This window comes from Caballeronia sp. GAFFF1, assembly GCF_023630705.1.
In the GTDB taxonomy this organism is placed as follows: Bacteria; Pseudomonadota; Gammaproteobacteria; order Burkholderiales; family Burkholderiaceae; genus Caballeronia.
On the sequence record NZ_JALQEM010000001.1, the window covers coordinates 121991 to 146447 of the forward strand.

At 63.0% G+C, this 24457-nt stretch carries 23 protein-coding genes and 1 riboswitch; of the genes, 9 read left to right on the top strand and 14 right to left on the bottom strand.

The window, feature by feature from the left end; all coding sequences use genetic code 11:
• Positions 1–11: 11 nt before the first annotated feature.
• Entirely contained in the window at positions 12–1805 is a 1794-nt protein-coding gene (gene aceK / locus NCR37_RS00610) for a bifunctional isocitrate dehydrogenase kinase/phosphatase (protein ID WP_250471046.1), read from the bottom strand.
• 39 nt (positions 1806–1844) lie between these two features.
• A complete protein-coding gene (locus NCR37_RS00615; protein WP_250471047.1) occupies positions 1845–2267 on the bottom strand; it encodes a MerR family transcriptional regulator in 423 nt (140 codons plus the stop codon).
• A gap of 106 nt (positions 2268–2373) precedes the next feature.
• On the opposite strand from NCR37_RS00615, the gene NCR37_RS00620 reads away from it, so the two are divergent.
• Positions 2374–3447, top strand: coding sequence for an MBL fold metallo-hydrolase (locus tag NCR37_RS00620; RefSeq protein ID WP_250471048.1), 1074 nt, complete (start codon positions 2374–2376; stop codon positions 3445–3447).
• A 9-nt stretch (positions 3448–3456) separates the two neighbouring features.
• Here the strand turns inward: NCR37_RS00620 and NCR37_RS00625 are convergent, their stop codons facing one another.
• Positions 3457–5052 (bottom strand): ABC transporter substrate-binding protein, encoded by a 1596-nt coding sequence (locus tag NCR37_RS00625; RefSeq protein WP_502800463.1) that lies wholly within the window; start codon positions 5050–5052, stop codon positions 3457–3459.
• Positions 5053–5273: 221 nt separating this feature from the next.
• Positions 5274–5442, top strand: a riboswitch (yybP-ykoY riboswitch).
• 107 nt (positions 5443–5549) lie between these two features.
• Here NCR37_RS00625 and NCR37_RS00630 point away from each other — a divergent pair.
• Positions 5550–6560 carry a sodium:calcium antiporter gene (locus NCR37_RS00630; RefSeq protein ID WP_250471049.1) on the top strand — a complete coding sequence of 337 codons (1011 nt, stop codon included), beginning with the start codon at positions 5550–5552 and terminating at the stop codon, positions 6558–6560.
• Between the two features lie 121 nt (positions 6561–6681).
• On the opposite strand, the gene fliT is transcribed toward NCR37_RS00630, so the two are convergent.
• The 5 genes from fliT to NCR37_RS00655 all read right to left on the bottom strand — a co-directional run bounded on the left by fliT (position 6682) and on the right by NCR37_RS00655 (position 12915).
• Positions 6682–6981: a flagellar protein FliT gene (gene fliT / locus NCR37_RS00635; RefSeq protein WP_250471050.1), complete on the bottom strand. Its 300-nt coding sequence runs from the start codon at positions 6979–6981 to the stop codon at positions 6682–6684.
• A 33-nt stretch (positions 6982–7014) separates the two neighbouring features.
• A complete protein-coding gene (gene fliD / locus NCR37_RS00640; RefSeq protein WP_250471051.1) occupies positions 7015–8457 on the bottom strand; it encodes a flagellar filament capping protein FliD in 1443 nt (480 codons plus the stop codon).
• 154 nt (positions 8458–8611) lie between these two features.
• On the bottom strand, positions 8612–9436 hold the full coding sequence (locus NCR37_RS00645; protein ID WP_250471052.1) for a flagellin domain-containing protein: 825 nt from the start codon (positions 9434–9436) through the stop codon (positions 8612–8614).
• Between the two features lie 217 nt (positions 9437–9653).
• Positions 9654–12068, bottom strand: coding sequence for an HAD family hydrolase (locus NCR37_RS00650; protein ID WP_250471053.1), 2415 nt, complete (start codon positions 12066–12068; stop codon positions 9654–9656).
• A gap of 49 nt (positions 12069–12117) precedes the next feature.
• Positions 12118–12915 carry a class I SAM-dependent methyltransferase gene (locus NCR37_RS00655; protein WP_250471054.1) on the bottom strand — a complete coding sequence of 266 codons (798 nt, stop codon included), beginning with the start codon at positions 12913–12915 and terminating at the stop codon, positions 12118–12120.
• A gap of 183 nt (positions 12916–13098) precedes the next feature.
• Between NCR37_RS00655 and NCR37_RS00660 the strand changes: the two genes are divergently transcribed.
• On the top strand, positions 13099–14049 hold the full coding sequence (locus tag NCR37_RS00660; protein ID WP_250471055.1) for an aldo/keto reductase: 951 nt from the start codon (positions 13099–13101) through the stop codon (positions 14047–14049).
• A 369-nt stretch (positions 14050–14418) separates the two neighbouring features.
• Positions 14419–14631, top strand: a complete 213-nt coding sequence (gene rpsU / locus NCR37_RS00665) for a 30S ribosomal protein S21 (RefSeq protein ID WP_159837708.1) — start codon at positions 14419–14421, stop codon at positions 14629–14631.
• A 119-nt stretch (positions 14632–14750) separates the two neighbouring features.
• Here the strand turns inward: rpsU and NCR37_RS00670 are convergent, their stop codons facing one another.
• The 3 genes from NCR37_RS00670 to NCR37_RS00680 all read right to left on the bottom strand — a co-directional run bounded on the left by NCR37_RS00670 (position 14751) and on the right by NCR37_RS00680 (position 16606).
• Positions 14751–15110 carry a hypothetical protein gene (locus NCR37_RS00670; protein WP_250471056.1) on the bottom strand — a complete coding sequence of 120 codons (360 nt, stop codon included), beginning with the start codon at positions 15108–15110 and terminating at the stop codon, positions 14751–14753.
• 33 nt (positions 15111–15143) lie between these two features.
• Positions 15144–15569 carry a hypothetical protein gene (locus NCR37_RS00675; protein ID WP_248320925.1) on the bottom strand — a complete coding sequence of 142 codons (426 nt, stop codon included), beginning with the start codon at positions 15567–15569 and terminating at the stop codon, positions 15144–15146.
• A gap of 425 nt (positions 15570–15994) precedes the next feature.
• Positions 15995–16606: a DNA-3-methyladenine glycosylase I gene (locus NCR37_RS00680; RefSeq protein WP_250471057.1), complete on the bottom strand. Its 612-nt coding sequence runs from the start codon at positions 16604–16606 to the stop codon at positions 15995–15997.
• A gap of 106 nt (positions 16607–16712) precedes the next feature.
• Here NCR37_RS00680 and NCR37_RS00685 point away from each other — a divergent pair, with 106 nt between their 5' ends.
• Together NCR37_RS00685 and NCR37_RS00690 are read left to right on the top strand one after the other, a co-directional pair.
• The gene (locus NCR37_RS00685; RefSeq protein ID WP_250471058.1) at positions 16713–17639 is read left to right on the top strand and encodes a glucosamine kinase nucleotide-binding domain-containing protein; all 927 of its coding nucleotides are present in this window, start codon (positions 16713–16715) and stop codon (positions 17637–17639) included.
• A gap of 46 nt (positions 17640–17685) precedes the next feature.
• Positions 17686–18513 (top strand): Cof-type HAD-IIB family hydrolase, encoded by an 828-nt coding sequence (locus NCR37_RS00690; protein WP_250471059.1) that lies wholly within the window; start codon positions 17686–17688, stop codon positions 18511–18513.
• 38 nt (positions 18514–18551) lie between these two features.
• On the opposite strand, the gene NCR37_RS00695 is transcribed toward NCR37_RS00690, so the two are convergent.
• The 3 genes from NCR37_RS00695 to NCR37_RS00705 form a co-directional block, all read right to left on the bottom strand.
• Complete coding sequence (locus tag NCR37_RS00695; protein WP_250471060.1) at positions 18552–18836, bottom strand: hypothetical protein; 285 nt, start codon at positions 18834–18836, stop codon at positions 18552–18554.
• A gap of 300 nt (positions 18837–19136) precedes the next feature.
• On the bottom strand, positions 19137–19865 hold the full coding sequence (gene aqpZ, locus NCR37_RS00700; RefSeq protein WP_250471061.1) for an aquaporin Z: 729 nt from the start codon (positions 19863–19865) through the stop codon (positions 19137–19139).
• Between the two features lie 243 nt (positions 19866–20108).
• A complete protein-coding gene (locus tag NCR37_RS00705; RefSeq protein WP_175939037.1) occupies positions 20109–21173 on the bottom strand; it encodes a glycosyltransferase family 4 protein in 1065 nt (354 codons plus the stop codon).
• A gap of 622 nt (positions 21174–21795) precedes the next feature.
• Here NCR37_RS00705 and flhD point away from each other — a divergent pair.
• The 3 genes from flhD to motB all read left to right on the top strand — a co-directional run bounded on the left by flhD (position 21796) and on the right by motB (position 24362).
• The gene (flhD, locus tag NCR37_RS00710) at positions 21796–22143 is read left to right on the top strand and encodes a flagellar transcriptional regulator FlhD (protein WP_250471062.1); all 348 of its coding nucleotides are present in this window, start codon (positions 21796–21798) and stop codon (positions 22141–22143) included.
• Positions 22144–22474: 331 nt separating this feature from the next.
• Complete coding sequence (gene motA, locus NCR37_RS00715) at positions 22475–23335, top strand: flagellar motor stator protein MotA (RefSeq protein WP_250471063.1); 861 nt, start codon at positions 22475–22477, stop codon at positions 23333–23335.
• A 37-nt stretch (positions 23336–23372) separates the two neighbouring features.
• Entirely contained in the window at positions 23373–24362 is a 990-nt protein-coding gene (motB, locus tag NCR37_RS00720; RefSeq protein WP_250471064.1) for a flagellar motor protein MotB, read from the top strand.
• The last annotated feature ends 95 nt before the right edge of the window (positions 24363–24457 follow it).

Here is a 24457-nt window from a genome sequence, read left to right on the forward strand (position 1 = left end):
GAACGCGCGCTTCATGCAGCGCGCGCTGATGCCTTCTCGAATCGCTCCGGATAACGGACGCAGAACCGGATGGCAGGTTCATAGGGAAAGAAATCGGCGATTTCGCCTTGCAGCAGTTGCTCCTTGTGACGCTGCCATAGCGCCGGGTCGAAGAGATCCGCGTGATGCCGCATGAACGCTTCGCGCACGCGAGGATCGCCGAGCAGGAACGTGCCGTACGTCTCGGGAAAGATGTCGTGCGGCCCGACGCTATACCACGGCTCGCCGGACAACTCGTCTTCCTCGGTGCGCGGCGGCGGCACGCGGCGCACGTTGCAATCCGTCAGATATTCGATCTCGTCGTAATCGTAGAACACCACGCGCCCGTGCCGCGTGACGCCGAAGTTCTTGTACAGCATGTCGCCGGGAAAGATGTTGGCCTGCATCAACTGTTTGATGGCGTCGCCGTATTCGCGGATGCCGTGGTCGATGTCGTCGGCGTGGCCGTTCCTCAGGAACAGATTGAGCGGCACCATGCGCCGTTCGATATACACGTGACGAATCACGAGCTTGTCGCCTTCGTATTCGATCATCGAGGGCGCTTCTTTCTCCAGTTCGCGCATGAGCGCGTGATCGAGGCGCGCAAGCGGCAGCGCAACGCTCGAATATTCGAGCGTATCGGCCATGCGTCCCAGCCGGTCGTGCCGCTTCACGAGTTGATACTTGTCCTGAATCTTCTCGCGCGTGGTTTCCTTCGGCGGCGGGAAGGCGTCCTTGATCAGCTTGAAGACATACGGAAACGACGGCAGCGTGAACACGATCATCACGAGTCCCTTGATGCCGGGCGCGATGATGAACTGATCGCTCGAATGCTTCAGATGATGCAGCAAGTCGCGATAGAACAGATTCTTGCCCTGCTTTTGCAGGCCCAGCGACGTATAGATTTCCGCGTTCGGCCTGCCCGGCATGACGGTGCGCAGGAAGTGGACGTACGCGGACGGCACTTCCATATCGACCAGAAAATACGAGTGCGCGAAGCTGAAGATGATGAGCAGTTGCTGTCGCTCGGTCAGCACCGTATCGAGCGCGAGGAGGCCGCGCGGCGTATGGCGAATGGCAATGGCGAACGGCAGCAGCGAATCGCCATGAATGATGCGCCCGATGATATATGCAGCCTTGTTGCGAAAGAACAGCGACGAAAGCACATGAATCTGGAAATTCGGCGCGGGCGCGAAATCGCCGAAGGCATCGCGCAAGGATTGCATCACGCACTGCACGTCGCGCGTCAAATCTTCGAACGGCGGCTCGAGCTGAAAGTTCGTGACGATACGTTCGAGCGTCGCGGCGAGGCCGTCGGTGTCCGGGTAATACGCGCGATACGTCGGCTTCGCGGCGGGCTCGTCGTTCTCGATATATTCGGTCGAAATAGCCGGGCGCACGAAGATGAAATCGTTGTTGAAGTACGAGCGATGCAGAATCTTGCAGCACACCGAATTAAAAAACGTCTCCGCGCATTCCGGCTGCCGATGCGTCGTCAACAGGCCGATGTAATGCAGCTTGATCTGCTGCCAGACGTCGTCGTCGATATGCTCGGCATCGTATTCGTCTTCGAGACGCGCCACGCATTCCGCCACGCGATCGTCATACGACGCAATGCGCTCGCGAGCCAGCCGCGCCAGCGCATGCCAGTCGCCGCGCTCGAAGAGCGTCTTCGCTTCGATGGCGGCATCGCGAAACACGCGGTAGTGGCGATCGAACCCTTCGAGCAGCGTCTCCGCGACATCGAAGCCGATTTGCGACGAAAGCAGCTTGGGGAAATGGTTCATGTCGGCGTGCGCGGGTCGTGGGTCGCGGGTCGAGTCAGATCATGCGGCTTTCACTCGGCGGGCGCGCTTGTCCATGCCCGCTTCGAGCAGCGCGCGGCCTTCCTTTTCGTACGCGGCGAGCTCCGCGAGCGTCGTGTTGATGTCCTCCAGTTGCCGTTCCAGCACTTGCCGATGCGCTGCGATGGTGTCCACGAAGCCGCGCAATTGAGCGGTCGTGCCGGTCGGCGAATCGTAAAGATCGAGCAGCGTGCGAATTTCCGAAAGCGTGAAGCCGAGCCGCTTGCCGCGCAAGGTGAGCTTCAGACGCGTGCGATCCCGCGACGAATACACGCGCCGCAAGCCGTTCGCGCCTTCGCGGCGCGGCGCGAGCAGACCCTGATCTTCGTAGAAGCGTATGGCGCGAGGCGTGATGTCGAATTCGCGCGCCAGTTCGGTGATCGAGAAATGCGTGGGCTGAGTCATCGGGAAAGCGCCGCGCGCCAGAGCGCGTCCAACGTTAGAATGACGTTTACGTTATCGTCAACTTCGCCGGATTGCAACGCGGCGCAAACCCTCAGAGCACCGACCGATGAACGCACTCGAACATCAGCTCGAATATGTCTTTGCCGACGAACTGCCCGCGCCCGGCGGCGCGAAAGAGGTGGCGCCCGGCGTCTACTGGCTGCGCATGCCGCTGCCGTTCGCGCTGGATCACATCAACCTCTGGCTGTTGCGCGATGAGATCGACGGCGTGAAAGGCTGGACCGTGATCGATTGCGGCATCTCGAACGAGAGCATTCGCGCGAACTGGGAACGCGTGTTCGATACGGTGCTCGACGGGCAGCCGGTGCTGCGCGTGATCGTCACGCATTGCCATCCGGATCATCTGGGACTGGCGGACTGGATCTGTCAGGGCGGAGACAAGAAACGCTGGAACGTGCGGCTGTGGATCTCGCTCGGCGAATACGCGATGGGCCGCGTGATGGCCGCGGGCGACGGCTCCAACGCGGGTGGCGAGCGCGCGGCGCAGCACTTCGCGGCGCACGGCCTGACAGACCCGGCATCGCTCGATGCGCTCAGGAAGCGCGACAGCTATTACCCGACGCTCGTGCCTTCGATGCCGCGCGAATTCCGCCGCATCCGCGACGGCGACCGGCTGCGCATCGGTGCGCGTGAGTGGGAAGTCGTGACGGGCTACGGCCATTCGCCGGAGCATGTTGCGCTTTATTGCGCGGCCGACGAGCTGCTCATTTCCGGCGACATGGTGCTGCCGCGCATCTCGACGAACGTGTCGGTGTTCGCCATCGAGCCGGAAGGCAATCCGCTCGCGCTGTATCTGGAATCGCTCGCGCGTTATGAAACGATGCCCGCCGATGTGCTCGCTTTGCCGTCGCACGGCAAGCCGTTTCGCGGCGTGAAGACGCGCATCGCGCAGCTTCGCGAGCATCATCGGGCGCGGCTTGCGGAAGTACGCGAGGCGTGCGCGGCGAAACCGTGCAGCGCCGCCGACATCGTGCCGATCATGTTCAAGCGCGCGCTCGACATCCATCAGATGACGTTCGCGCTTGGCGAGGCGCTCGCGCATCTGAACTTGCTGTGGCTCGACGGCACGCTCGCGCGCCGGACCGGCGATGACGGAGTCATCCGCTTCTCGCCGGCCTGAAGGACCGCGTTACTGCACTGACACGACCCCGAAGTTCTGCCGCCCGAACGGGCTCACGTTATAGCCGCTGACGTTCGTGCGCGTGAGCGCGGCGGCGGTCGGATACACGAGCGGAATCCACAGCGCCTGATCGTGGATGATCTTCTGCGCATCCACATATGCCTTCGTGCGCCTGGCGATATCCGGCGTCGCCTTGCCGTCCGCGATCAGCTTGTCCAGTTGCGGGTCGCAATAGCGCGCGAAGTTGATGCCCGACTTCACCGCATTACAGCTGAATAGCGGCGACAGATAGTTGTCGGGATCGCCGTTGTCGCCGGCCCAGCCCATGAACAGCATGTCGTGCTGGCCCTGCTTCGCTTCCTTGATCAGCTCGCCCCATTCGATCACTTTCACCTGCGCCTTCACGCCGATTTTCGCGAGATCGGCTTGCAGCAGTTCCGCGCCGGCCTTCGGGTTCGGATTCAGCACGCTGCCGTTCGGACGCACCCAGATGGTCGTGTCGAAGCCGCTCGGAAAGCCCGCATCAGCCAGGAGCTTCTTCGCGCGATCCGCGGAATACGGATACGCCTGCACGTTCTTGTCGTAGCTCCAGGTGTTCGGCGGATACGGATTGACGGCGGGCGTCGCCGTGTTGTCGAAGACGGTCTTCATGTATGTCGTGCGATCGAACGCCATGTTCAGCGCCTGGCGCACCTTCGGGTTGTCGAGCGGCTTCTTCTGCGTGTTGAGCGCGACGAACGCGGTCATGAACGCAGGCGTTTCGCTGACCTTGAGCGAGCGGTCCTTCTTGGCGTCGAGCACATCTTGCGGCTTGGGCGAAAGCGCGATCTGGCATTCGCCCGCCTTGATCTTCTGCGCGCGCACGGTCGCGTCCGGCGTGATCGCGTAGATGAGGCGGTCGATCTTCGGCTTCGGCCCCCAGTACGACGGGTTCGCGTCGTAGCGTATGACGGCATCCTTGGTGTAGCTCTTCAGCACGAACGGACCCGTGCCAACAGGCTTGCTGTTCAACTCCACCTGCTTGTTCGCCTTCAGCAACTGGTCCGCGTATTCCGCCGAATAGATGGAGGCGAAGCCCATTGTGAGAATCGGCACGAAGGTCGCGTTCGGCTCGTTGAGGTCGAACTTCACGGTGTGGTCATCCACCTTCGTCACGCTCTTGATGAGCTTCACGAGGCCCATCGACTGCGCGTGCGGAAACCCGCTCGCGCCCGCCACCTTGTGCCACGGATTGCTCTCCGACAGCATGCGATCGAACGTGAAGACGACATCGTCGGCATTGAGCGGGCGCGTCGGCTTGAAGTAGTCGGTGCTCTGGAACTGCACGTTCGGCCGCAGATGAAATGTGTAGCTCAAACCATCGCTCGATACGTCCCATTTCTCCGCGAGCGACGGCGCGACTTTCCTGGCCGCTTCATCGTAGGAGACGAGCGTGTTGAAGATCACGTCTGCCGATGCGTTCGTCGTGACGAGCGAGTTGAACTGCACGACATCGAAGCCGTCGGGGCTCGATTCCGTGCAGACGGTAAGCGGCTTGGACTGCGCGAGCATGGGCGCGGCCACCGCGAGGGCGGCTAGAAGGGCAGGCAAGCGTTTGATGCGCATGAGTTCTCCGGTCGACAGGAGCAGGCGCTTTCGCGCGCGCTTCGTGAATCACACATCGTTGTTCGTGTTGCTCGATGAATCCGGTCGCGCGATGCCGAGCAAGCACCGCGCCCGCGCGGGTAGCTTAGCGAACGCGCGGGCCTGCGACAACGAACGGCTGCGCATACCGATATGCCCGCTTGCCGGACCGGCTTGCCGAACGCGACGCGTCACGCTACACTGCCCCGGTCTTTGGGGAGTAGCCTTCCTTCCGTTTGCGAAGGAGAACGCGTCAACATCCTCGGCTCTGCTGCCGTGGCGCGTTCGACCGGTCCGGTTTGGTGAGACCACTGATGTGCCACGTCGTTCTTGGTCGGACGGCGCGTGGCGCATCATGGTTCGCTGACGTCCGACCGTGGAATCATCGTGTCCCCACAACTACAACATCTTCTTCTCGCGCGCTCGGGCCTTCGCATGGTCCGCGCGCTGTCGCAGCATCGTGTCGTGCGAGGTGCCGCATGACGATGCTTTTCCTCGAACTCGCATTGATGCTCGCGATCATTCTGATCGCCTCCGAGCTTTTCACCAACGCGCTCGAACATCTCGGCGAACGGCTCGGCATTTCGGAAGGCGTGACCGGATCGCTTTTCGCCGCAGTGGGCACGGCCTTGCCGGAAACGACGGTGCCGATCATCGCGCTCCTGGGCGGCACGGCGAGCCGCGCGGTCAACGAGGAGATCGGCGTCGGCGCGATTCTCGGCGCGCCGCTCATGCTCGCGACGCTTTCGACGTTTCTGATGACGCTCGCCATCGTGAAATCGCGCGGCTTGCGCGGCGTGATCGAGCCGGAGCGCAGCGGCTTCACGCGCGATCTCAACTTCTTCCTGTTCGCGTTTCTGATCGCGGCCGGCGCGATGTTCGTGCCGCATCACGCATGGCAAGTGCGCGCGCTGTTCGCGGCGGGGCTCGTCGGCCTGTACGTGATCTATGTGATCTCGACGTTCAGGGCATCGGCCAATCTCGTCGAAAGCGGACACGGCACCGAAGCGCCCGAAACGCTCTTCATCTCGCGCGTCGGACTCAAGACAAATCTCGGCTCGATCATGCTGCAATTCCTGATCGGCATCGTGTTGCTGGTGGGCGGCGCGAAAGGGTTCATTCACGGCGTCGAGGGCGTTTCACAGGCGCTCGGGGTGTCGGCGCTGCTGCTGTCGCTCATCATCATTCCGATTGCGACCGAACTGCCGGAGAAGGTGAACAGCATTCTGTGGGCGCGGCGCGGCAAGGACACGCTCGCGTTCGGCAATATCACCGGCGCGATGGTGTTTCAGGGCACATTGCTGCCGTCCATCGGCATCATGCTGACGCCGTGGGAGCCGCGCGTCGAAGTGCTGACCGGCGTGCTCATCACGCTCGCGGCGGCGGCGTGGCTGCGTTTCCATGCGAGAGGGAAGGGCGTCGTGTTGTGGGCGCTGCTCGGCAACGGCGTGCTGTACGCGGCGTATCTGACGTTGACGCTCGGGCGCTAGGCTCCCGTCCCACACCAATAAAAATGCCCGCGCGAGGCGGGCATCGAGAGCGAAGCTGCGTCATTACTTCGACGCTTGGTTGTTGTTGTTAGTCTATATAACGGCGCGGGACAGCGAAACTTTAGAGCCGCGCCGTTTGTTGATAACGGCTTGCCGCGTCGATGCGCGCGGTCGCCTCGCGGAAGTTCTTGCCGAGCGACATGCGCGCGGCTTGCGCCGTCTGCATCAGCGCGGCATCGAGCGTCTGGATGTCGCTCGCGGCCTGCAACGTCGCCGGATCGAGGTCGTTCTGCAATTGCATGATGATCGGCGAACGCAACTCGCCCAAGCGCGCCGCTTCGATCCAGTCGCCGGCGGCAGCAGCCGCGGCCATGGCGCGCGTGAGCGATACCGCGTTCGTCAGCATGTCTTGTTGGTTCACATCATTCTCCGTGCGAATCGGCTGACGCCTGCGTTACTTGTTGGTCGCGAGCGCGCCGGCGCTGTTCGTGCCGCCGAAAAGCTGCGTCAGGTAGCGCGTGTTGTTTTGCATCGTCGCCATCAGCGTGTTGAGCGCCGTGAACTGCGTGTTGTATTGCGACGTGAGGCTGTCCGCGTAGGTCTGCAACGTCGCCGTCTGCGCGGTCAGGCTCTTCAGGTCTGCATTGATCGCGGTCGTGCGCGTATCGATGATGCCGCCCGTTTGCAGAAACGATGAGATCTTCGAATTGAGCTGCGTGCCGATGCCGTTCGTCTGGTTGAAGAGCTGGCCCACGCGCGTCGGGCTGTTCGAGAGCGCGGTGGAAAGCGTCGAATCGTCGATGGACAGCGTGCCGTCGTCCTGAAGGTCGATGCCGATCGAGGCGAGGTTCGTCGTGGTGGACGTCGAACCGGAACCCGAACTCACGCCGCTCGTGATGATGCTGGACAGCGAGCTCTGAATGCTCTGGAGCATCGAGTCGCCGAGCAGCACGCCGCCTTGCGAGCCGGCGCTTTTCGTGGAGTCGAACGACGACAGTGCGGCGGCCTGGCTCACGAACGAGTTGTACGCGTCGACAAACGCCTTGATCGTGCTCTTTTCCGTGGTCGTGTCGGAGGAGACGGTCAACGTCTGCGTCGATCCGGCCGCAGCCGATGCGAGATTCAGCGTCACGCCGCCGATCGCGGTCGTGAGCGTGTTGGTCGAACTCGTGACGGCCGTGCCGTCGACCGTGAGCGACGCGTCCCGCGCCGCCGACGTCTGCGTGTAGTTGCTGCTGCCCGTGCTGTACGAAAGCGACGAATCGACGCCTGCGCCGGCCGTAACCGAAATGGTGTTCGCTGCGCCCGTCGTCTTCGACGCGAGCACGAGATGCTGACCGTCGGTGCCCGTGACGATGGTCGCGCTGATGCCGGGATTGTCGCTCGCCGAATTGATCGACGACGCGATGCTCGCGAGCGTGTTCGTGCCGTCGAGCGTTACGTTCATCGAACTCGATCCGAGCGAGAGCGACAGCGTGCCGGAACCGAAGGTGTCGGTGGCGGCGTGCGCCGTCGACGAAATCTTCTGCGCGCTTGCGATGTTGTTGACCGTGATCGCATACGAACCGGCCACCGCACTGGTGCCGGCCGTCGCCGTGAGTCCGCTGCCGCTTGCAGTCGCCGTGTACGCGGCGAGTCCGGTGCCGTCGGAAAGACTTTTCAGCGCGGTTTGCACGGATGACAGCGCGGACTTGATCTGCGAAACGGCGGACAGGAGCGTGTTGTCGCTCGCCGTCTTGTTCGCGATTTGCGTGGCCTGAGCGGTGGTCTTCGCGGTGACGAGCGAGGAAACCAGCGAGGATACATCGAGCGTGGAGTTCGTCGCGCCGCTGATGATGGACTGCGCGGCAGCGGCCAGTGTGGCGCTGACGTCGGTACTCGAGGTGGTGGTGGTCATCGGATGCTCCGGACGGACTGCCTTATCTGTTTGCGAGCTTTCGTGAGCGCAGCGCCGATGATGAATGTCGCTGCGCTAACGAAAGCTGGGAGGCGAACCTCCCAGTGAACTGCCGAACCCCGCCCATGTTGCGGCGGGGTTTTGTCACATGCGCTTAGCCGAGGAGCTTCAGCACTTGCTGCGGCATCGAGTTCGCTTGCGCGAGAACCGAGATACCCGCTTGTTGCAGCACTTGAGCCTTGGACAGGTTCGCCGTTTCTTGCGCGAAGTCTGCGTCGGTGATGGCCGACTGTGCCGAGCTCAGGTTGGTCGACTGCGACTGGAGGCTGGTCACGGCCGACGTGAAGCGGTTTTGCTCAGCGCCCAGCGTCGATTGCAGCGTGTTGACGGTGTTGAGCGCCGTGTCGACGTAGCCGATCACGTTTTGCGCGCCGCTCGCCGTCGAGATGTCGACGCTGACCGAACCGAACAGGCCGGTTTGGCCCATCGAAACGCTGCCGAAGTCGACGCTCAGCGTCTGGTTCGCCACTGCGCCGATCTGGAACGACACCGACGAAACCGAACCCGACAGCATGGCTTGGCCGTTGAACGTGGTCTGGTTCGCGACGCGATCCAGTTCGCCCAGACGCTGCGACACTTCCGTCTGGAGGTAGCCGCGTTGCGTGTCGGAGAGCGAGCCGTCTGCTGCCTGAACGGCCAGCTGGCGGATACGCTGCAGGTTGTCCGTCGTGGAGCTGAGGCCGCCCGACGCCGTCTGGATCATCGAGATCGCGTTGTTCGCGTTCGACACGCCCTGGTTCAGCGCGTTGACATACGACGTCATGTTCGTCGAAATTGCCAGGCCTGCTGCATCGTCAGCGGCGCTGTTGATGCGCTTGCCCGACGAGAGGCGGTTAATAGCCGACGACAGCGCGCTTTGCGAACCTTGCAGGTTCTTTTGGGTCGTTTGCGACAGGGTGTTGGTGTTGATGTTCAACATGACTTGTTTCCCTCTTTAAGTTTGGCGCTTTAGGCCAACATCAGTTACGGCGTTGCGTGTTTCAGAAGTTACGCTGACCGCCTTACCTTGGTTATCGGGCTCTGAAAAAAAAACTTTAGAGCTTCTTCGATGCTTGATGTCGATCCGCGTGGAAGGCCGTCTGGCGGGGCTCTGCGCCCCGCGGCGGCGGCCGCCGCGACGGATTCGACGAAAAAAATTACATGGCTGTCGCCATTTGGGCGGCAGCGGCTTTAGCAAGCGGACGGAAAATCAACCGCATGACCTGCGGTGTCTCTTCTTTTGCCGCCGGCAAATAAATAAGTCCGTTCGGTGAAACCTGATAAATACCGGGTTCACGTTCTTCCATGCCGTCGAGAATGATCTCGCTGCCCGCTTCGAGCGTGCGCTGGCGATCGAATTCGGAATTCGAATCGAGGAATTCGGCTGAAAAGGTCGTCGCCGATTCGAGCTGCATCCAACTTAATTCACGTCCGATCATCAACGCAGTATCGAACTGCGAGCGCGGCAGAACCACTGAATAGAAACCGTCGTACGTCGCCCGCGCCGATACGTTCTGCGTCGCGCTCTCGTTGCCGCGCACGAACAGCGCGGGAACGTCGAGGCGGCGGTAGGACGTGTCGTCGACGGTGAAGTCGAGCCGGTGACGGCGAATCGCCATCAGGAAGATCGCCTGATCGATGCCCGCGTAGCGCATCTCCGACGGATACCCGGTGCGAAAGCCCTTGCCGATACTGCGCATGTAGAACGGCCCGCGCTGGCGCAGCCCCTTGATGCCCGCATCGACGTTGGCCACGTCGAACGCGATGTCCGTGCCGACGTTCAGTTCGAAAAGCGACTTGGAGCTGCGCTCGATTTCTTCGTGGTGCGGCAGATACACGAGCCGCGCCAGTTCGATCGCCGCGACGACGCGCAGCCGTTCGGGCGTGAGCTTCGGCAAATGGATCGCGGGCGTCGCTTCGACGTCGCGGATAAATTGCAGACACGCTTCCTGAATCGTCTGTGTCGTGTCGAGCTGCATGTTGCCCTTCTTGACGCCCGCGAGAATGGGCGTGCCGTCGGGCTCGTAGGCGATCACGCTGCCCGAGTTGATCGCGCACATCTGCTCGAAATCGCCGATGTGCGCAATGAGCGTCTCGACGACGTTGTCATCCGTCCAGCTGGAGTCGATCATCGCCCGGCGGTCGAGATGCGAGCCCGGCGAATCCAGCGAGGCGAAGTAGCGGCCGATGACATCGACGTCGAACTGACGCTTGAAGACATCGCGAATGGCATGCTGAATCGTGCCGTAGTAGCCGAGGTCCGCGAGCACCAGCGTATCGCCGCGTTCCAGACCGACCGTGCGCTGCAAGTGACGGAACAGCCGCTCGCGCAGCGCATTCGACTGCTGGACGATGGTCTTTTCCGTCGCGCGCTCGGCGAGCATCTTGCGGAACTCGTGCACCGGGTTCTTCGACTTCATCGCCCGCGTCAGCACCTTCTTTCTGAGCTGCGGCGGCATCAGCATCTGATCGCACAGCACATGCAGCGGATGCGACGCCGCGTTCTTCGCCACATAGCGTTGCACGCTCTCGCCGGTGTCGAACGACACTGCCACGGCGGTAAAGCGGCTCAGATACACCGGCTCGCCCATGGTTTCGCCGGTGATGGCCTGGCACGCGAGCCGCACGAGGTGTCCGTCGCGCATCAGGAATGCCAACTTATGCGGCTTGCCGCTGGCGTTCAGTTGCCGGTGTTCGTCGAGCAGGAAGCGCGCGAAGCCGTAGATGATCGGGCCGAGCGCCCAATAGCCGACGCGCTCGTTCGGTCCCTGCTCGTGCGTGAGCCGCTGCGCCTTGAGACCATGAAAGAGGCTCGGTGCCGCTTGCGTCGAGCGAATCGCCGGAAAAAGCAGGCGCGCTGCGATCAGCCGTTGCCGGTCGCTCTTCGCCGTCTCGTCGTCGCGCTGGAGCAAATGCACGCAGGCGATGCCGAGCGACGAGGGCACGGCGTAGTCCGCCACCGGGTTGTCGCCGGTATGCAGAATGTCCGATGCGCTCATGCCGAGTCGCGCCATGACCTTCGGCCAGAGACCGTTCGACTTGCCGAAGCCGAACTGCGACGAGCAGAAGACGTGATCGATCAGCGTTTCGAGTTCGGGCGCCGTCGCGAACAGGATGCGGCGCAGCTGCGCGTCGTCGTAGTAAGTATCGCTGACGATAGCCACTTGCAGGCCGCGCGCTTTCGCTTCGCGCATCAACGCGAGGACCGGTTCGAACGCGAAGCCGATCTCGATTTCCTTCTGGACTTCGCGCTCCGCCAGTTCGCGCACGGTCGCTTCGTCCGCGCGGGGCGCGGCTACCGCGTAGATCTCTTCGAGCGTCGCCTCGGACGTGTGATTGGCGAACGAACGGTTCGTGCGGGCGATGCCTTCCGCCTGGGCGCGCACGCGCGCGCCGATGCGGTTCGCGACGAAGAGCGGATCTTCGGCCAGCGCGTAGAAGACGTCGCTCGGCTCGGCCACGCCGCGCCAGAAGATCGTGTCGAAACAGTCGAACGTGGCGATCTTGCGATCGTCGAGTTTGGCGGACCAGGCCGCCATGAGGTCGGACGCCGGTATGTTGCGGTCGGTCATGTTCAGGTTGCTCCTCGGACGCCGCTTCGGCGTCGGATTTTTTGGCGAATCAGCGTGTGTGCGTTGCGATGACGGCGAGATAGTTCGCGAGGCGGTTCTCTTCGACGCGCGCGAGCAGCGGGTTCTCGTGATACGGCGCGAGGATCTGCGCGATGGCCTCGATGCACGGATGCGTGCGCTCGATGAGCACCGCGAGTCCGAAGACGAGCGGGATCACCGCGTACACGTATTCGGTCTCCGATTGCGCAATGAAGTCCTCGAGTGCGGTCATCACGCCGTTGCGCGGGCCGCCTTCGCGGTCCGCATAGGCGAACGAACCTTCCGGCGAGCCGAAGCCGCCGCGCACTTTCCCGGGATAGCCGAGCGTCACGCCATTGCCGTAGCTGTAGGGCTGGCGGAACTCAGCGGGAATCGCGTCCGGGTTGTAGTACTGGTCGCGGCGGCCGGCGGGCCAGCAGACGTCGTGCATGAACGCGAGCACGGGCTTGCCGTCGGCGTGCGCGCGCTCCTCGATCAGACGCAGTTCGTGGAAGACGGTGTACCAGTTGTGATCGCCGTCGATGAACCATGCGTCGACGTCCGCGATGCGCGGGATCGCGTCGTGGCTCATCGCGCGCTGAAGCTCGATATGCGTCGTGCTTTCGATCCATTCCGTCGCTTCGGGGCGCGGCATCGGATCGATGCAGGTGAGGGTGGCGTCGTGGGCCTCGGCCCAGTCGGACAGAATACGGGTGTTGCCGCCGAATTCGAGCCCGATTTCCGCGATCTTGCGAGGGGCGCAGATATCGAGAATGGGGACCGTGACCGGCGCGAACTCGGCCATCGAGTAGATCAGCAAATTGCTCATGTGCAGGGCCCTTGGGGCTTTTTGGAACGTTACCGATGGTAGGGGACGGCCCTGCAAACGAAAGTCTCGAAAAGGGGCTGCTTTCCCCCTCAGTTTTCGTCTTAGTTCCATGCTGGCGCGCGTCTGCACGGCGGGGAGACGGCAGGTATCATCGGCTGACGCCTTGTCCATGGAGTTCCACTCATGCAAACTCGCAGCATCGGCACATCGGATCTGAACGTCGCGCCGCTCGTCTTCGGCGGCAACGTGTTCGGCTGGACCGCGGACGAACGCACCTCGTTCTCCATCCTCGACGCGTTCGTCGATCACGGTCTCAATTTCATCGACACGGCGGACGTCTATTCCGCGTGGGTCGAAGGACACCACGGCGGCGAATCGGAAACGATCATCGGCAAGTGGTTCAAAGAGAGCGGCAAGCGCCAGAAGGTCGTGCTCGCGACGAAAGTCGGCATGCTCGGCACGCGCGCCGGGCTTTCGGCGGCGAACATCGCGGCTGCCGTGGACGATTCGCTGCGGCGTCTGAAAACCGATTACATCGACGTCTACTTCTCGCATCTCGACGACGACAAGACGCCGTTCGAGGAGACGCTCGGCGCCTACCAGAAGCTCATTCAGGCGGGCAAGGTGCGGGTGATCGGCGCGTCGAACTACACCGGCGCGCGGCTGGAAGAAGCGCTGAAAGTAGCGAAGGAATCGTCGCTGCCGGCGTATCAGATCCTGCAGCCGGAGTACAACCTCTACGACCGCGAAGGCTACGAGACGGACCTCGAGCCCGCCGCCGAGGCGCACAAGGTCGCGGTCGTCACGTATTTCAGCCTGGCGAGCGGCTTTCTGTCGGGCAAGTACCGCTCCAAGGAAGACATGCAGGGCAAGGCGCGCGGCTCCCGCGTCGAGAAGTATCTGAACGAGCGCGGCCTCAGGATTCTCGATGCGCTCGATGAAGCCGCGAAGCGCCACGACACCACGCCGGCCACCATCGCGCTCGCGTGGATCATCGCGCGGCCGAGCGTGACCGCGCCGATTGCGAGCGCCACGTCCGTGCAGCAACTGGAGAGTCTCGCGGCGGCCACGCGCCTCAAGCTCGATCCGGAGGAAGTGGCAGAACTGGACGAAGCCAGCGCCTGGCAGAAATAAATCTGTCGCATCAACGAGTTGCCGTGCTTCGAAGAGTTGGCACGGGCGCGGTGTTCTGGTAACATCGCGCCCGAATCGAGAAATGTGCCCGATTTTTCGGCCGATTTTTGCGTCCGCTCCGCTGAAAATGACAACGTCAAAACGTTAATCGCCAGCGGAGACCGGCGCCGAAAGCGTGCGTTCAGGCGGTCTTTCGTGCGCACATGCCGCTTTGCGGTTGAATCCCAACTCTCTCTTTTCCGGCCTCCGTGGCCGCTTTGCTCGTGTCCGCTGCGTCCTTTCTGGCGCCCGGCGGACGATCGGAGTGCCGGCGCGCGGCGGTTTTTTCCGTTGCGCACTTAGAAATACGTTTAGCGAATCAGGATTGTCATGACCACTATTGTCCTCAAAGAAAACGAGCCGTTCGATGTCGCGATTCGGCGCTTCCGCCGCACCATCGAAAAGAACGGCCTGATCGCAGAACTGCGCGAGCGCCAGTCCTACGAAAAGCCGACCACCGAGCGCAAGCGCAAGAAGGCCGCGGCCGTTGCCCGCCTGCGCAAGCGCCTGCGTAGCCAGATGCTGCCGAAGAAGATGCACTAAAGCGTCTTCCGCCGGGCCGGCTTGTTCCGGTTTCTTTCGGTCCGCGAAGGCAAAACGGCGGTGCGACCCGTAAGGGCGCACCGCCGTTTTTTCTTGCAATTGTTTCTTGCGGTTCCTGCTCAGGCGAACGCGTGCCGCTTAGCGAGTGCGCCCAGCAAGTGCGGCCACTCGTCGACGCTGGCGTCGTCGTGAATCTGCTCCAGTTCGATCAAGAGATCGATGATGACTGGATCGTAAGCATTCACGTTCGACGCATACAGCGCGCGCAGCAGCTTGCCGTCATGCGCATGCCGATAGTACGAAATGCCGACGCCTTCGAGGTCCGCTTCGTAGACGTCGTCACGCACCAGCGATCCGATCGCGCACTTGCGGCCGTGCGCGCCTCTCAGGCGGCACGACCCGTTGTCATCTTCCGAGACGGCGCGCTGCGCCAGCAAATGCGCGCTCACGCGATGGAAGATCTCGTTCGAGCTCAACATCGTGACAGGGCTCAACATACCGCACCCGCACCGTTACGCAGCCGTTTTCAGAAGCTCGGCCGACAGACCGAACTGCCGCGCGATCGACGTGAGACGCTCGCGCCACTCCCATTTGCCGAAGACGTCGTGCACGTTCTGCAGGCACGAGAGCAGTTCGACGGTGGTCGGATCGAAGACGTTGATGCGCGCGCGCAGCAGAGCGCGCTTGAGCGCCGCGACGCCGACATCCATGTACGCCGGCACCGACTCCGGCGATTTCCCGATATAGCGGATGGGCACGCCTTCCATGGCCGTCACGTAGTCGCGCGGCTTGATGAGACTGCCGATCGGGCAGCCGCCGCAGTATCCGCGATAAGCGCCGCCGCCGTGAGGCAGCAAAGCGGCTTGTCCCTGCGTGAAGAGATGCTGCACCGCGTTGTCAAAAATCTCCTGATGCGTCAGGAAGTTCAAGCTTTTCATGATCTTTCTCCCCTGCGCCCCTGCGCAGCGGCCATGCGTTGAGTTTCGAGCAACCTGCACCTGCGGCGTCGGACGGCGCGCACGCCGACCGGCTACTGCTTCGAGCACGATGGTTTCCCCGGCCTAGGGACACGCGCTTCGCCGTGTCCGTGTACTCGCGGCGGATCTCTCCACTCAGTGAACGATCCGCACACCGTCAGTTATAACGGCACGGCTCGGTAAAAAGGTGCGGCAGCGCACGCGAGAACGCCATTTTTACACGACACGGACGTTCGTGCAGTGCGGCAGAAGCATGGTCCGCGCTTGGAGCGGCGCGGCTGGCGGCATGCTTCACTGCAAAAAAACGCGTGCGATGAGGACTTTCCCTAATGAACGCTCTTTTGCGGCAAGAATGTTGCCAAAAAGCAAAAATCGCCCGCATCCGATCAGATTGAAGGTGTCGTTTTTTCCGGCGATTTGCGCTTTGTCTTAGTCTTGACGCGCGAAAGACAGCCCACGACATGGTCGTTCACCATGCCCGTCGCCTGCATGAAGGCGTAGCAAATGGTCGTGCCGACGAATTTGCAGCCGTACTGCTTGAGCGCTCGGCTCAGCGCATCCGACTCGGGCGTCGAGGCGGGCGTCGGATTGTTCGCATCGCGCGGCGTGTCGATAGGCGAGCCGTTCACGAACGACCACACGAAGTCCGCGAAGGAGCCGTGCTCGCCCTGAATGCGCTGAACGGCTCGCGCATTGATGACGGCGGACGCGATCTTCGCCCGGTTGCGAACCACGCGCGCATCGCCGACGATCCGCTCGATGTCCGCGTCCGTGAAGCGCGCGACCTTGTCGATGTCGAAGCCCGCGAACAACGCGCGATAACCCTCGCGCTTGTTGAGAATCGTCGACCATGAAAGACCGGCCTGCGCGCCTTCGAGCACCAGCATTTCGAAGAGATGACGGTCGTCGCGGGACGGGACGCCCCATTCGGTGTCGTGGTAATGCGCCATGGCGTCGGTGGTGGCCCAGGCGCAGCGTGTCGGTTCGGTGGCTGCCATTGCAAATCCTCGTTTCGGTCGCGCCAGCATAGCCGAACGGGATTGCCGCGCCACTCTGCCATTCGGCTAATTGGCGCGCGCCGGCGTCGCCGCTATGCTTGCGGCCATGGACACTTTCACGAATTCCGAATTCAACGGCTTCCTGCTCGGCATCGACGGCGGTGGAAGCGGCACGCGCATGATTCTCGCGGACGCGCACGGCGTCGAGCTGGCCCGCGCGAGCGGCGGTCCTTCGGGTCTGGCGCTGGGCGTCGAAGGAGCGTGGCGTTCTATCGGCGATGCGTGCAAACGCGCTTTCGATACGGCCGGCCTCGCCCTCGACTGGCGCGCCTGTTCGCTCGGCTGCGGCCTCGCGGGCGTCAATAACGCGGACTGGCTCGCGGCTTTCCTGAGCACGGCGCCGCCGGTCCACGCGTTGAGCGTGGAAAGCGACGCGTACACGACCGTCCTCGGCGCGCACGGCGGCGGACCGGGCGTGATCGTCGCGCTCGGCACGGGCAGCATCGCGGCGTCGCTGGACGAGGAGGGCGTCTGCCGCATTGCGGGCGGATACGGCTTTCCGAGCGGCGACGAAGCGAGCGGCGCGTGGCTCGGCCTGCGCGCGGTGGTTCACCTTCAGCGCGTGCTGGACGGGCGAGCCCCGGCCGATGACTGGTCCCGCGCGCTCTTGCAGCTCACTGGCGCGACGGATCGCGACAGCCTCGTCGTGTGGCTGTGCGCATCCAACCAGACCGCGTACGCCACCCTCGCGCCAAGCGTGTTCGAATATCGCGATCATCCGTCGGCGGCGCAGTTGCTGGAGCAGGCGGGGCGCGAAATCGAATTGCTCGTCGCGGCGCTGGATCGCGATGGCGAACTGCCGGTCGCGCTCTGCGGCGGACTGGCCGCGCCCTACGAGCCTTTCGTGCCGATATCGTTGAGAGAGCGCCTGCGCCACCCCCGCGCGGATTCGGCCGCGGGCGCGCTAGAACTGGCGCGGCGCGCGGTGGCGTCGGGCGGCGCGGCGGGGCGGCCCGGGAAAGAGCCGCGATAGAATAGTCAGCTTCGCGGGCGTTTTTCTCCGCTCAAACAGGGCAGCCATGTATTCGGTCATCGCAACTGATCTCGACGGGACGCTTCTCAACAGCGATCATCAGCTCGACCCGTTCACCGCACAGACGCTGCGCACACTGGCATCGCGCGGCGTGCCGGTCATCATCGCGACGGGGCGGCATTATCGCGATGTGGCCGGCATCCGCGATCTGCTGGGCATCGACGCGTACCTGATCACGTCCAACGGCGCGCGCGTGCATGCGCCCGGCGACGAGCGCATCTACTCGCGCGATCTCGCGCCTGCCGCCGTGCGACGCCTCGTGCAGCCGGATGTCGCGGGCGCGCATGGCCGCGTGATCGTCAATCTGTTCGCCGACGATGCGTGGCTCATCGACCGCCACGCGCCCGAACTGCTCGTCTTTCATCAGGACTCCGGCTTCAAGTACGAAGTCATGGATTTGCGCGAGTACGACGGCGAAAACATCGCGAAGGTGCTGTACATCGGCGAGCCGGCGGACCTTGCGCACGTCGCCGCGAATCTGGAAAGCGAATTCGGCGATGCCTTGTATGTCACGTATTCGCTGCCGGACTGCCTCGAAGTGATGACGTCCGATGTGTCGAAGGGCCGCGCGCTGCGTTATGTGCTGGAGCGTCTGGATATCGATCCCGCGCAGTGCGTCGCGTTCGGCGACAACATGAACGACATCGACTTGCTGGAAACCGCCGGGCATCCGTTCATGATGAACAACGCGAATCCGGACCTGATCACGCGTCTGCCGAATGTGCCGCGCATCGGCAACAACTTCGAGGCGGGCGTCGCGCATCATCTGCGCAAGCTGTTCGATCTGCGCGACGACATCGCGTCGTCGCGCTAACTCTCTCTCGCGCCTACCGATCGCGCGCGGCGTTCTGGTTAGCCGCGGCGGCCCCAGTCGTTCGAACGGCCGTGGTCCCAACCGGCGCGATTCCAGTGCCCGTTGTCGTGACCGTAGTCACGTTGCCAGCGCGGTTCCTCATGACGCCAGTACGGCGCGCGATAGTGCGGCACGGCGGGCCTTACATACACGGGCGCGGGAGCGGCATAGGCCGGTGCGCCCAGCGAAACGCCGACGTGAAGATCCGTATGGGCCTGAGCCGCTCCTACTGCACCGATGGCAAGGCCGGTCGCGACGAGCAATTGAGTGACGATGCGCTTCATTGTGTTTCTCCTGGAAGGCGACGTGTGTCGCATGAGTTCACTGTAAGCGCCGGCCGTCTTACACGCTTCGACGACTTGTTACCGCGTGCAAGCGGGGCGTAAGCCCTTTTCCATGTCGGTGAGATACGCGCGAGCCTTGTCCGGCGGGGCTTTGCGCTTCGGAGCGAGCGCTTGACGAAGAAATAATAAGCATGCTGCGTAATTCGCCATTACAACTGTCGCGCGCTTTTAATCCGCGCGCGCCGGGCGCAAAAGGAAACGGGCGCCGAAGCGCCCGTTTCACATGACCGACCCCGCGACTTATTGCGCGACAGCACCGAGTTTGCGTGCTTCCGAATCCGAAGCCAGCAACGGATACAGCACGCCCGCGACGATAGCGCCTGCGATCGGCGCGATCCAGAAGAGCCACAGCTGATCCAGCGCCCAGCCGCCGACGAAGAACGCCGGGCCGGTAGAACGCGCCGGGTTCACGGACGTGTTCGTGACCGGAATAGAGATCAGGTGGATGAGCGTCAGGCACAGGCCGATGGCGATCGGCGCGAAGCCCTTCGGCGCGCGATCATCGGTTGCGCCGAGAATCACGAAGAGAAAGAAGAACGTCATCAGGAATTCGCAGACCAGCGCCGCGAACATCGTGTAGTGCCCCGGCGAGTGCTCGCCGAAGCCGTTCGCGGCGAAACCGCTCCCGACCAGATCGAAGCCGGGCATGCCCGTGGCAATCAGCTTGAGCGCGAATGCGCCGAGCGTTGCGCCCACTACTTGCGCCACGATGTACGGCCCGAGGTCGCGCACGGGGAAGCGCCCCGCGACGGCCAGCCCGACGCTCACGGCCGGGTTCAGATGGCAGCCGGACACGTGGCCGATGGCGTAGGCCATGGTGAGCACGGTGAGTCCGAAGGCGAGCGAGACGCCCACGAACCCGATACCCAATTGCGGGAAGCCGGCGGCCAGCACGGCGCTTCCGCAGCCGCCCAGCACAAGCCAGAAAGTACCGAAAACTTCAGCGCCGAGACGCTTCGACAAATGCATGATCTTGCCTTCGTGAAATGTGAGAGACCTTTGATTTGACGCAAGAAAGCCTATTGCCCTTGCCGAGCGCAGTTTAAGGGCGGCTGTTTTTACGGACTGTCAAATTTGGTCGATTCACGGGCAATTCACGCTCGACGCAGCGATGTTCGGATTCCTCCTTGTTACAGAACAGCCAGCGTCAGCGGCCAGGCGAAAAAAATGCCGCCCATTGGGCGGCATTCGAGAGCGGCAAGCTGCGCGCGATCAGCCGACTGCGACCTGACGCAGCACCGGACGCTTCGCGGCCTGAAGCATGGCCGTGTATGTGTCGACGTAGTTCTGCGCCATCGTCTTTGCGCTGAAGCGGCGTTCGAACTGCGCGCGGATCTCGGTGCGCGATAGTTCGTCGATGCGATGCAGCGCGCCGACCGCGCCCGGCACATCCTCGCAGATGAAGCCGGTTACGCCGTGATCGATGACTTCCGGCACCGAACCGCGGTTGAAGGCAATCACCGGCGTTCCGCACGCCATGGCTTCGATCATCACGAGGCCGAACGGCTCGTTCCAGTCGATCGGGAAGAGCAGCGCCTTCGCGCCCGACAGGAATTCGGGCTTCTGCGCCTCGTTGATCTCGCCGATGAACTCTACGTGCGCCTGCGACAGCAGCGGCTCGATGGTCGACTTGAAATAGTCCTGATCGACCTTGTCCACCTTCGCCGCAATCTTCAGCGGCAGACCGCTTTGCGCCGCGATCTTGATGGCGAGATCCGCGCGCTTTTCCGGGCAGATCCGGCCGAGAAACGCGAGATATTCCGGCTTTTTATGCGGCTGCGGCGTCAGCAGATCGTCCGGCAGACCGTGATACACCGTGTTCAGCCAGTTCGCCTGCGGCAGCGGTCCGCGCTGATTGTCCGAGATCGAGACGACGTTCGCCTTCGTGAACGTGTTGAAAATCGGCTGCAGTTCGGGCAGGTCGAGACGGCCGTGGAGCGTGGTCACGAACGGCGTGTCGAGCTGCGTGAACAGCGGAAACGGCATGTAGTCGAGGTGAAAGTGCAGCACGTCGAATTCGTGCGCGCGGCGGCGGACCGTTTCGAGCAGCAGCATGTGCGGCGCGAGCGGATCGCGGATCGTGGGATCGAGTCGCAGGGCGCGCGGCCAGGCCGCGTCGAGCGTCGCCCGGGTTTGCGAATCGCCGCTTGCGAACAAGGTTACATCGTGGCCGAGGTCGACGAGCGCATCCGTCAGATAAGACACCACGCGCTCAGTGCCGCCGTAAAACTTCGGAGGAACTGCTTCGTGCAACGGTGCAATTTGTGCGATTCGCATAACGTGACTCTCCTGAGTGGCCGCTTGGGGCGCGGTCGGCGCCGATGGGGGCCATGAAAGCTGTTGTGTGGACACCGCTCTGGCGCTCCGGTCGAGCGTTGCGCGATGCCATTCGGGCGGGCCGCGGTGTGTCGCTCACGCCGCCCAAAGATCGGCCCGGCTCTCGACCGGGTTATCCCTTACGTTCATTATCGGGATCGAGAGCGGCATTTCACGTCATTTTTCAATCGCTTAACCTTGTTACAGCGCGAAACACCGGCTGTTACGAAGTCAAAAACTGCACTCAAGCGGTCGAAGGAGACGATCGCAACTAGCAAGTGGAGCGGCGAGGCACCCGTTAGCAGGCGGCGTGCCCGCGCTGGCCTCAAGTCCGTCCGGCGACTGCCGATAAAGGCGTTTGCCGATTCGCAGCGAATTCGCCTGCGCATGTACGAATTTTTCCTACGCGATTCCGGGCGCAAGTCTGTCGGCGCGTCGGCAGGTTTTTCCGATAGTCGCAACCAACGCGCTGTCGGAAAATCGGCCCGACAAGACGAGCGGGGCCGGATGCGTCGCGACTAAGCGCGTCCGAGCAAACGTTTCCCGCTGGGGCTGACCAGCCATGCAATGACTCGGGGGAAAGATGACGGCCACCACCATGAGCACGCTCGCGGAAATCCGCGAGGTGAACTTGTCGTATGTGCTGCTTGCGCAGCGGCTGCTTCGGGAAGACCGCGTCCCGGCGATGCATCGCCTCGGGCTGTCCGAAGAGGTGGCCGAGATCGTGTCGTCGTTGACGCCGGCGCAGGCGGTGAAGATTGCGACGTCGAGCCACGTGCTGTGCCGCTTCCGTTTCGACGACCACGCGATCCTCGCATCGCTTGCCGACAAGGACAAGCGCCCGGCGCTCGCGCAGGCCGAGCCTGGAGTCGCGCGTTCCGAGGCGGCGGTCGAAAGCGGCGAGGTCGCATCGACGAGTGAGTGCGTGTAACTGATTCGCTCCGTCGCGCGACTTCGAGCGGAGTCAATCGCGCTATCGGCTTGATGTCGCCGTTTCTCGGCAGGCTGATGTCGGTGGCTCAAGCGTGCTCCGCCCCGTGCCTTCGGTCCACGCCCGCGACACATCCGCACCCTATGCCACCGCCGCGCCGCCTACGGGCAAACACCCCGCAGCCGACGCCACCGCCACCGCCCACGGGCAAACACCCCGCAGCCGCCGCCCACCGCCAGCCCGCCCAAAGTTTTCCAGCCGGGTGCCGTAAACAGTCTTAACCGCGCATGTGCGCCGGCCGTACCGCATTCCCAACCCTGAGGACCCGACTGTGCTGATTTTCGTTGGAACGCTCGTGACATTGCTGTCCGTTTTCGGCGGTTACGCGCTCGAAGGCGGCCATCTTGGCGCGCTCGTACAGCCGGTCGAAATATTGATGATCGCCGGCGCGGGCATCGGCGCCTTCATTCTCGGCAACGGCGTCAAGACCATCAAGTCGACGCTGCTCGTCATTCCCACGCTTTTCAAAGGCTCCAAGTACAACAAGGACGTGTACATGGAGCTGATGGGCCTGCTCTACGTGCTGCTCGCCAAGGCGCGCAAGGAAGGCACGCTCACGCTCGAATCCGACATCGAAGATCCGCACAAGAGCCCGATCTTCAGCCAGTACCCGAAGCTGCTCGCGGACCATCACATCGTCGAGTTCATGACCGATTATCTGCGGCTCATGGTCGGCGGCAACATGAACGCGTTCGAAATCGAAAGCCTCATGGACGAAGAGATCGAGACCCATCACGTCGAAGGCGAAGCGCCCGCGCTGGCGCTGCAAAAGGTCGGCGACGCGATGCCCGCGTTCGGCATCGTCGCGGCGGTGATGGGCGTCGTGCATACGATGGCTTCCGCCGATCAGCCGCCCGCCATTCTCGGCGAAATGATCGCGCAGGCGCTCGTCGGCACGTTCCTCGGCATTCTCATTTCGTACGGCTTCATCGGGCCGCTTTCGAGCGTCGCGGAGCAGCGCGTCGCCGAGCAAACGAAGATGTTCCAGTGCATCAAGGTGACGATTCTCGCGAGCCTGAACGGCTACGCGCCGGCAATCGCCGTGGAATTCGGCCGCAAGGTGCTGTTCTCCACCGAGCGCCCGTCGTTCTCCGAACTGGAAGAGCACGTGCGCCGGGTGAAGGCGAAGTGACGCGCCTCGTTTCCGCGACCCCGACCGGAGCCCTGCGATGAGCAGCGAAAAAGACCGCCCCATCTTCATCAAGCGCATCGTCGCGGGCCGCAAGGGCCACCACGGCGGCGCGTGGAAGCTGGCGTACGCGGACTTCATGACCGCGATGATGGCGTTCTTCCTGCTGATGTGGCTGCTCTCGTCGACCTCGCCCGTGCAGCGGCGCGGCATCGCGGAGTACTTCAACATGCCGCTCAAGGCGGCGATGGTCGGCGGCAAGAGCGTCGGCATGGACAACAGCATCATCACCGGCGGCGGGCGCGACATTTCGAGCAACGATCCGGGCGATGCCCGCAGCTCGGACGGCAAGACGCAATTCGCGCAGAGCCCGACCGCGAAAGCCGACGAGGAACTGCTAAAAGCCGCGCAAGGCGAACTGGAACGGCGCGAGCAGGCCCGTCTTCACGACCTCCAGGTCAAGCTGATGGCCGCGCTGGAAGCCAATCCGACGTTGCACCAGTTCAAGCAGCAGATTCGCATCGAATCGACGCAGCAGGGCCTGCGCATCGAGATCGTCGATACCCAGAAACGCCCGATGTTCGCGCTTTCAAGCAACAGCGTGCAGCCGTACATGCGCGACATCCTGCGCGAAATCGGCCGGACGTTGAACGACGTGCCGAACCGCATCGTCGTGCAGGGCCACACCGACGCCGTGAAGTACGCCGGCGGGGAAAAGGGCTACAGCAACTGGGAACTGTCGGCGGACCGCGCGAACGCGTCGCGGCGCGAGCTGGTCGCGGGCGGCATGGACGAAGCGAAGGTGCTGCGCGTGCTCGGCCTCGCATCCACGCAAAACCTGAACAAGCAAGACCCGCTCGATCCCGAGAACCGGCGCATCAGCATCATCGTGCTGAATCACCGCGCGGAAGCGTCGATATTGCGCGACGACGGCGGCTCGGCCGCGACGCTCGATAACGCTTCGGATGCCTTCGCGCCCGGCGCGACGCCGCTTCTCGGCCGGATCGTGCCGGGCGCGGCGCGGAAATAAGCGTGCAGCGCGTAAATCTGCATAAAAAACGCTCAAGACTCCACACGTTTGCGCCGTCATCCGGACAAGAGGCAGCGAGGCGCTGAACCAAAGGC

Excerpts from the sequence above, each read along its gene's own strand:
- aceK (WP_250471046.1), bottom strand. The coding sequence starts at position 1,805 with ATGAACCATTTCCCCAAGCTGCTTTCGTCGCAAATCGGCTTCGATGTC.
- NCR37_RS00615 (WP_250471047.1), bottom strand. The coding sequence starts at position 2,267 with ATGACTCAGCCCACGCATTTCTCGATCACCGAACTGGCGCGCGAATTC.
- NCR37_RS00620 (WP_250471048.1), top strand. The coding sequence starts at position 2,374 with ATGAACGCACTCGAACATCAGCTCGAATATGTCTTTGCCGACGAACTG.
- NCR37_RS00625 (WP_502800463.1), bottom strand. The coding sequence starts at position 5,052 with ATGCGCATCAAACGCTTGCCTGCCCTTCTAGCCGCCCTCGCGGTGGCC.
- NCR37_RS00630 (WP_250471049.1), top strand. The coding sequence starts at position 5,550 with ATGACGATGCTTTTCCTCGAACTCGCATTGATGCTCGCGATCATTCTG.
- fliD (WP_250471051.1), bottom strand. The coding sequence starts at position 8,457 with ATGACCACCACCACCTCGAGTACCGACGTCAGCGCCACACTGGCCGCT.
- NCR37_RS00645 (WP_250471052.1), bottom strand. The coding sequence starts at position 9,436 with ATGTTGAACATCAACACCAACACCCTGTCGCAAACGACCCAAAAGAAC.
- NCR37_RS00650 (WP_250471053.1), bottom strand. The coding sequence starts at position 12,068 with ATGACCGACCGCAACATACCGGCGTCCGACCTCATGGCGGCCTGGTCC.
- NCR37_RS00655 (WP_250471054.1), bottom strand. The coding sequence starts at position 12,915 with ATGAGCAATTTGCTGATCTACTCGATGGCCGAGTTCGCGCCGGTCACG.
- NCR37_RS00660 (WP_250471055.1), top strand. The coding sequence starts at position 13,099 with ATGCAAACTCGCAGCATCGGCACATCGGATCTGAACGTCGCGCCGCTC.
- rpsU (WP_159837708.1), top strand. The coding sequence starts at position 14,419 with ATGACCACTATTGTCCTCAAAGAAAACGAGCCGTTCGATGTCGCGATT.
- NCR37_RS00670 (WP_250471056.1), bottom strand. The coding sequence starts at position 15,110 with ATGTTGAGCTCGAACGAGATCTTCCATCGCGTGAGCGCGCATTTGCTG.
- NCR37_RS00675 (WP_248320925.1), bottom strand. The coding sequence starts at position 15,569 with ATGAAAAGCTTGAACTTCCTGACGCATCAGGAGATTTTTGACAACGCG.
- NCR37_RS00680 (WP_250471057.1), bottom strand. The coding sequence starts at position 16,606 with ATGGCAGCCACCGAACCGACACGCTGCGCCTGGGCCACCACCGACGCC.
- NCR37_RS00685 (WP_250471058.1), top strand. The coding sequence starts at position 16,713 with ATGGACACTTTCACGAATTCCGAATTCAACGGCTTCCTGCTCGGCATC.
- NCR37_RS00690 (WP_250471059.1), top strand. The coding sequence starts at position 17,686 with ATGTATTCGGTCATCGCAACTGATCTCGACGGGACGCTTCTCAACAGC.
- NCR37_RS00695 (WP_250471060.1), bottom strand. The coding sequence starts at position 18,836 with ATGAAGCGCATCGTCACTCAATTGCTCGTCGCGACCGGCCTTGCCATC.
- aqpZ (WP_250471061.1), bottom strand. The coding sequence starts at position 19,865 with ATGCATTTGTCGAAGCGTCTCGGCGCTGAAGTTTTCGGTACTTTCTGG.
- NCR37_RS00705 (WP_175939037.1), bottom strand. The coding sequence starts at position 21,173 with ATGCGAATCGCACAAATTGCACCGTTGCACGAAGCAGTTCCTCCGAAG.
- flhD (WP_250471062.1), top strand. The coding sequence starts at position 21,796 with ATGACGGCCACCACCATGAGCACGCTCGCGGAAATCCGCGAGGTGAAC.
- motB (WP_250471064.1), top strand. The coding sequence starts at position 23,373 with ATGAGCAGCGAAAAAGACCGCCCCATCTTCATCAAGCGCATCGTCGCG.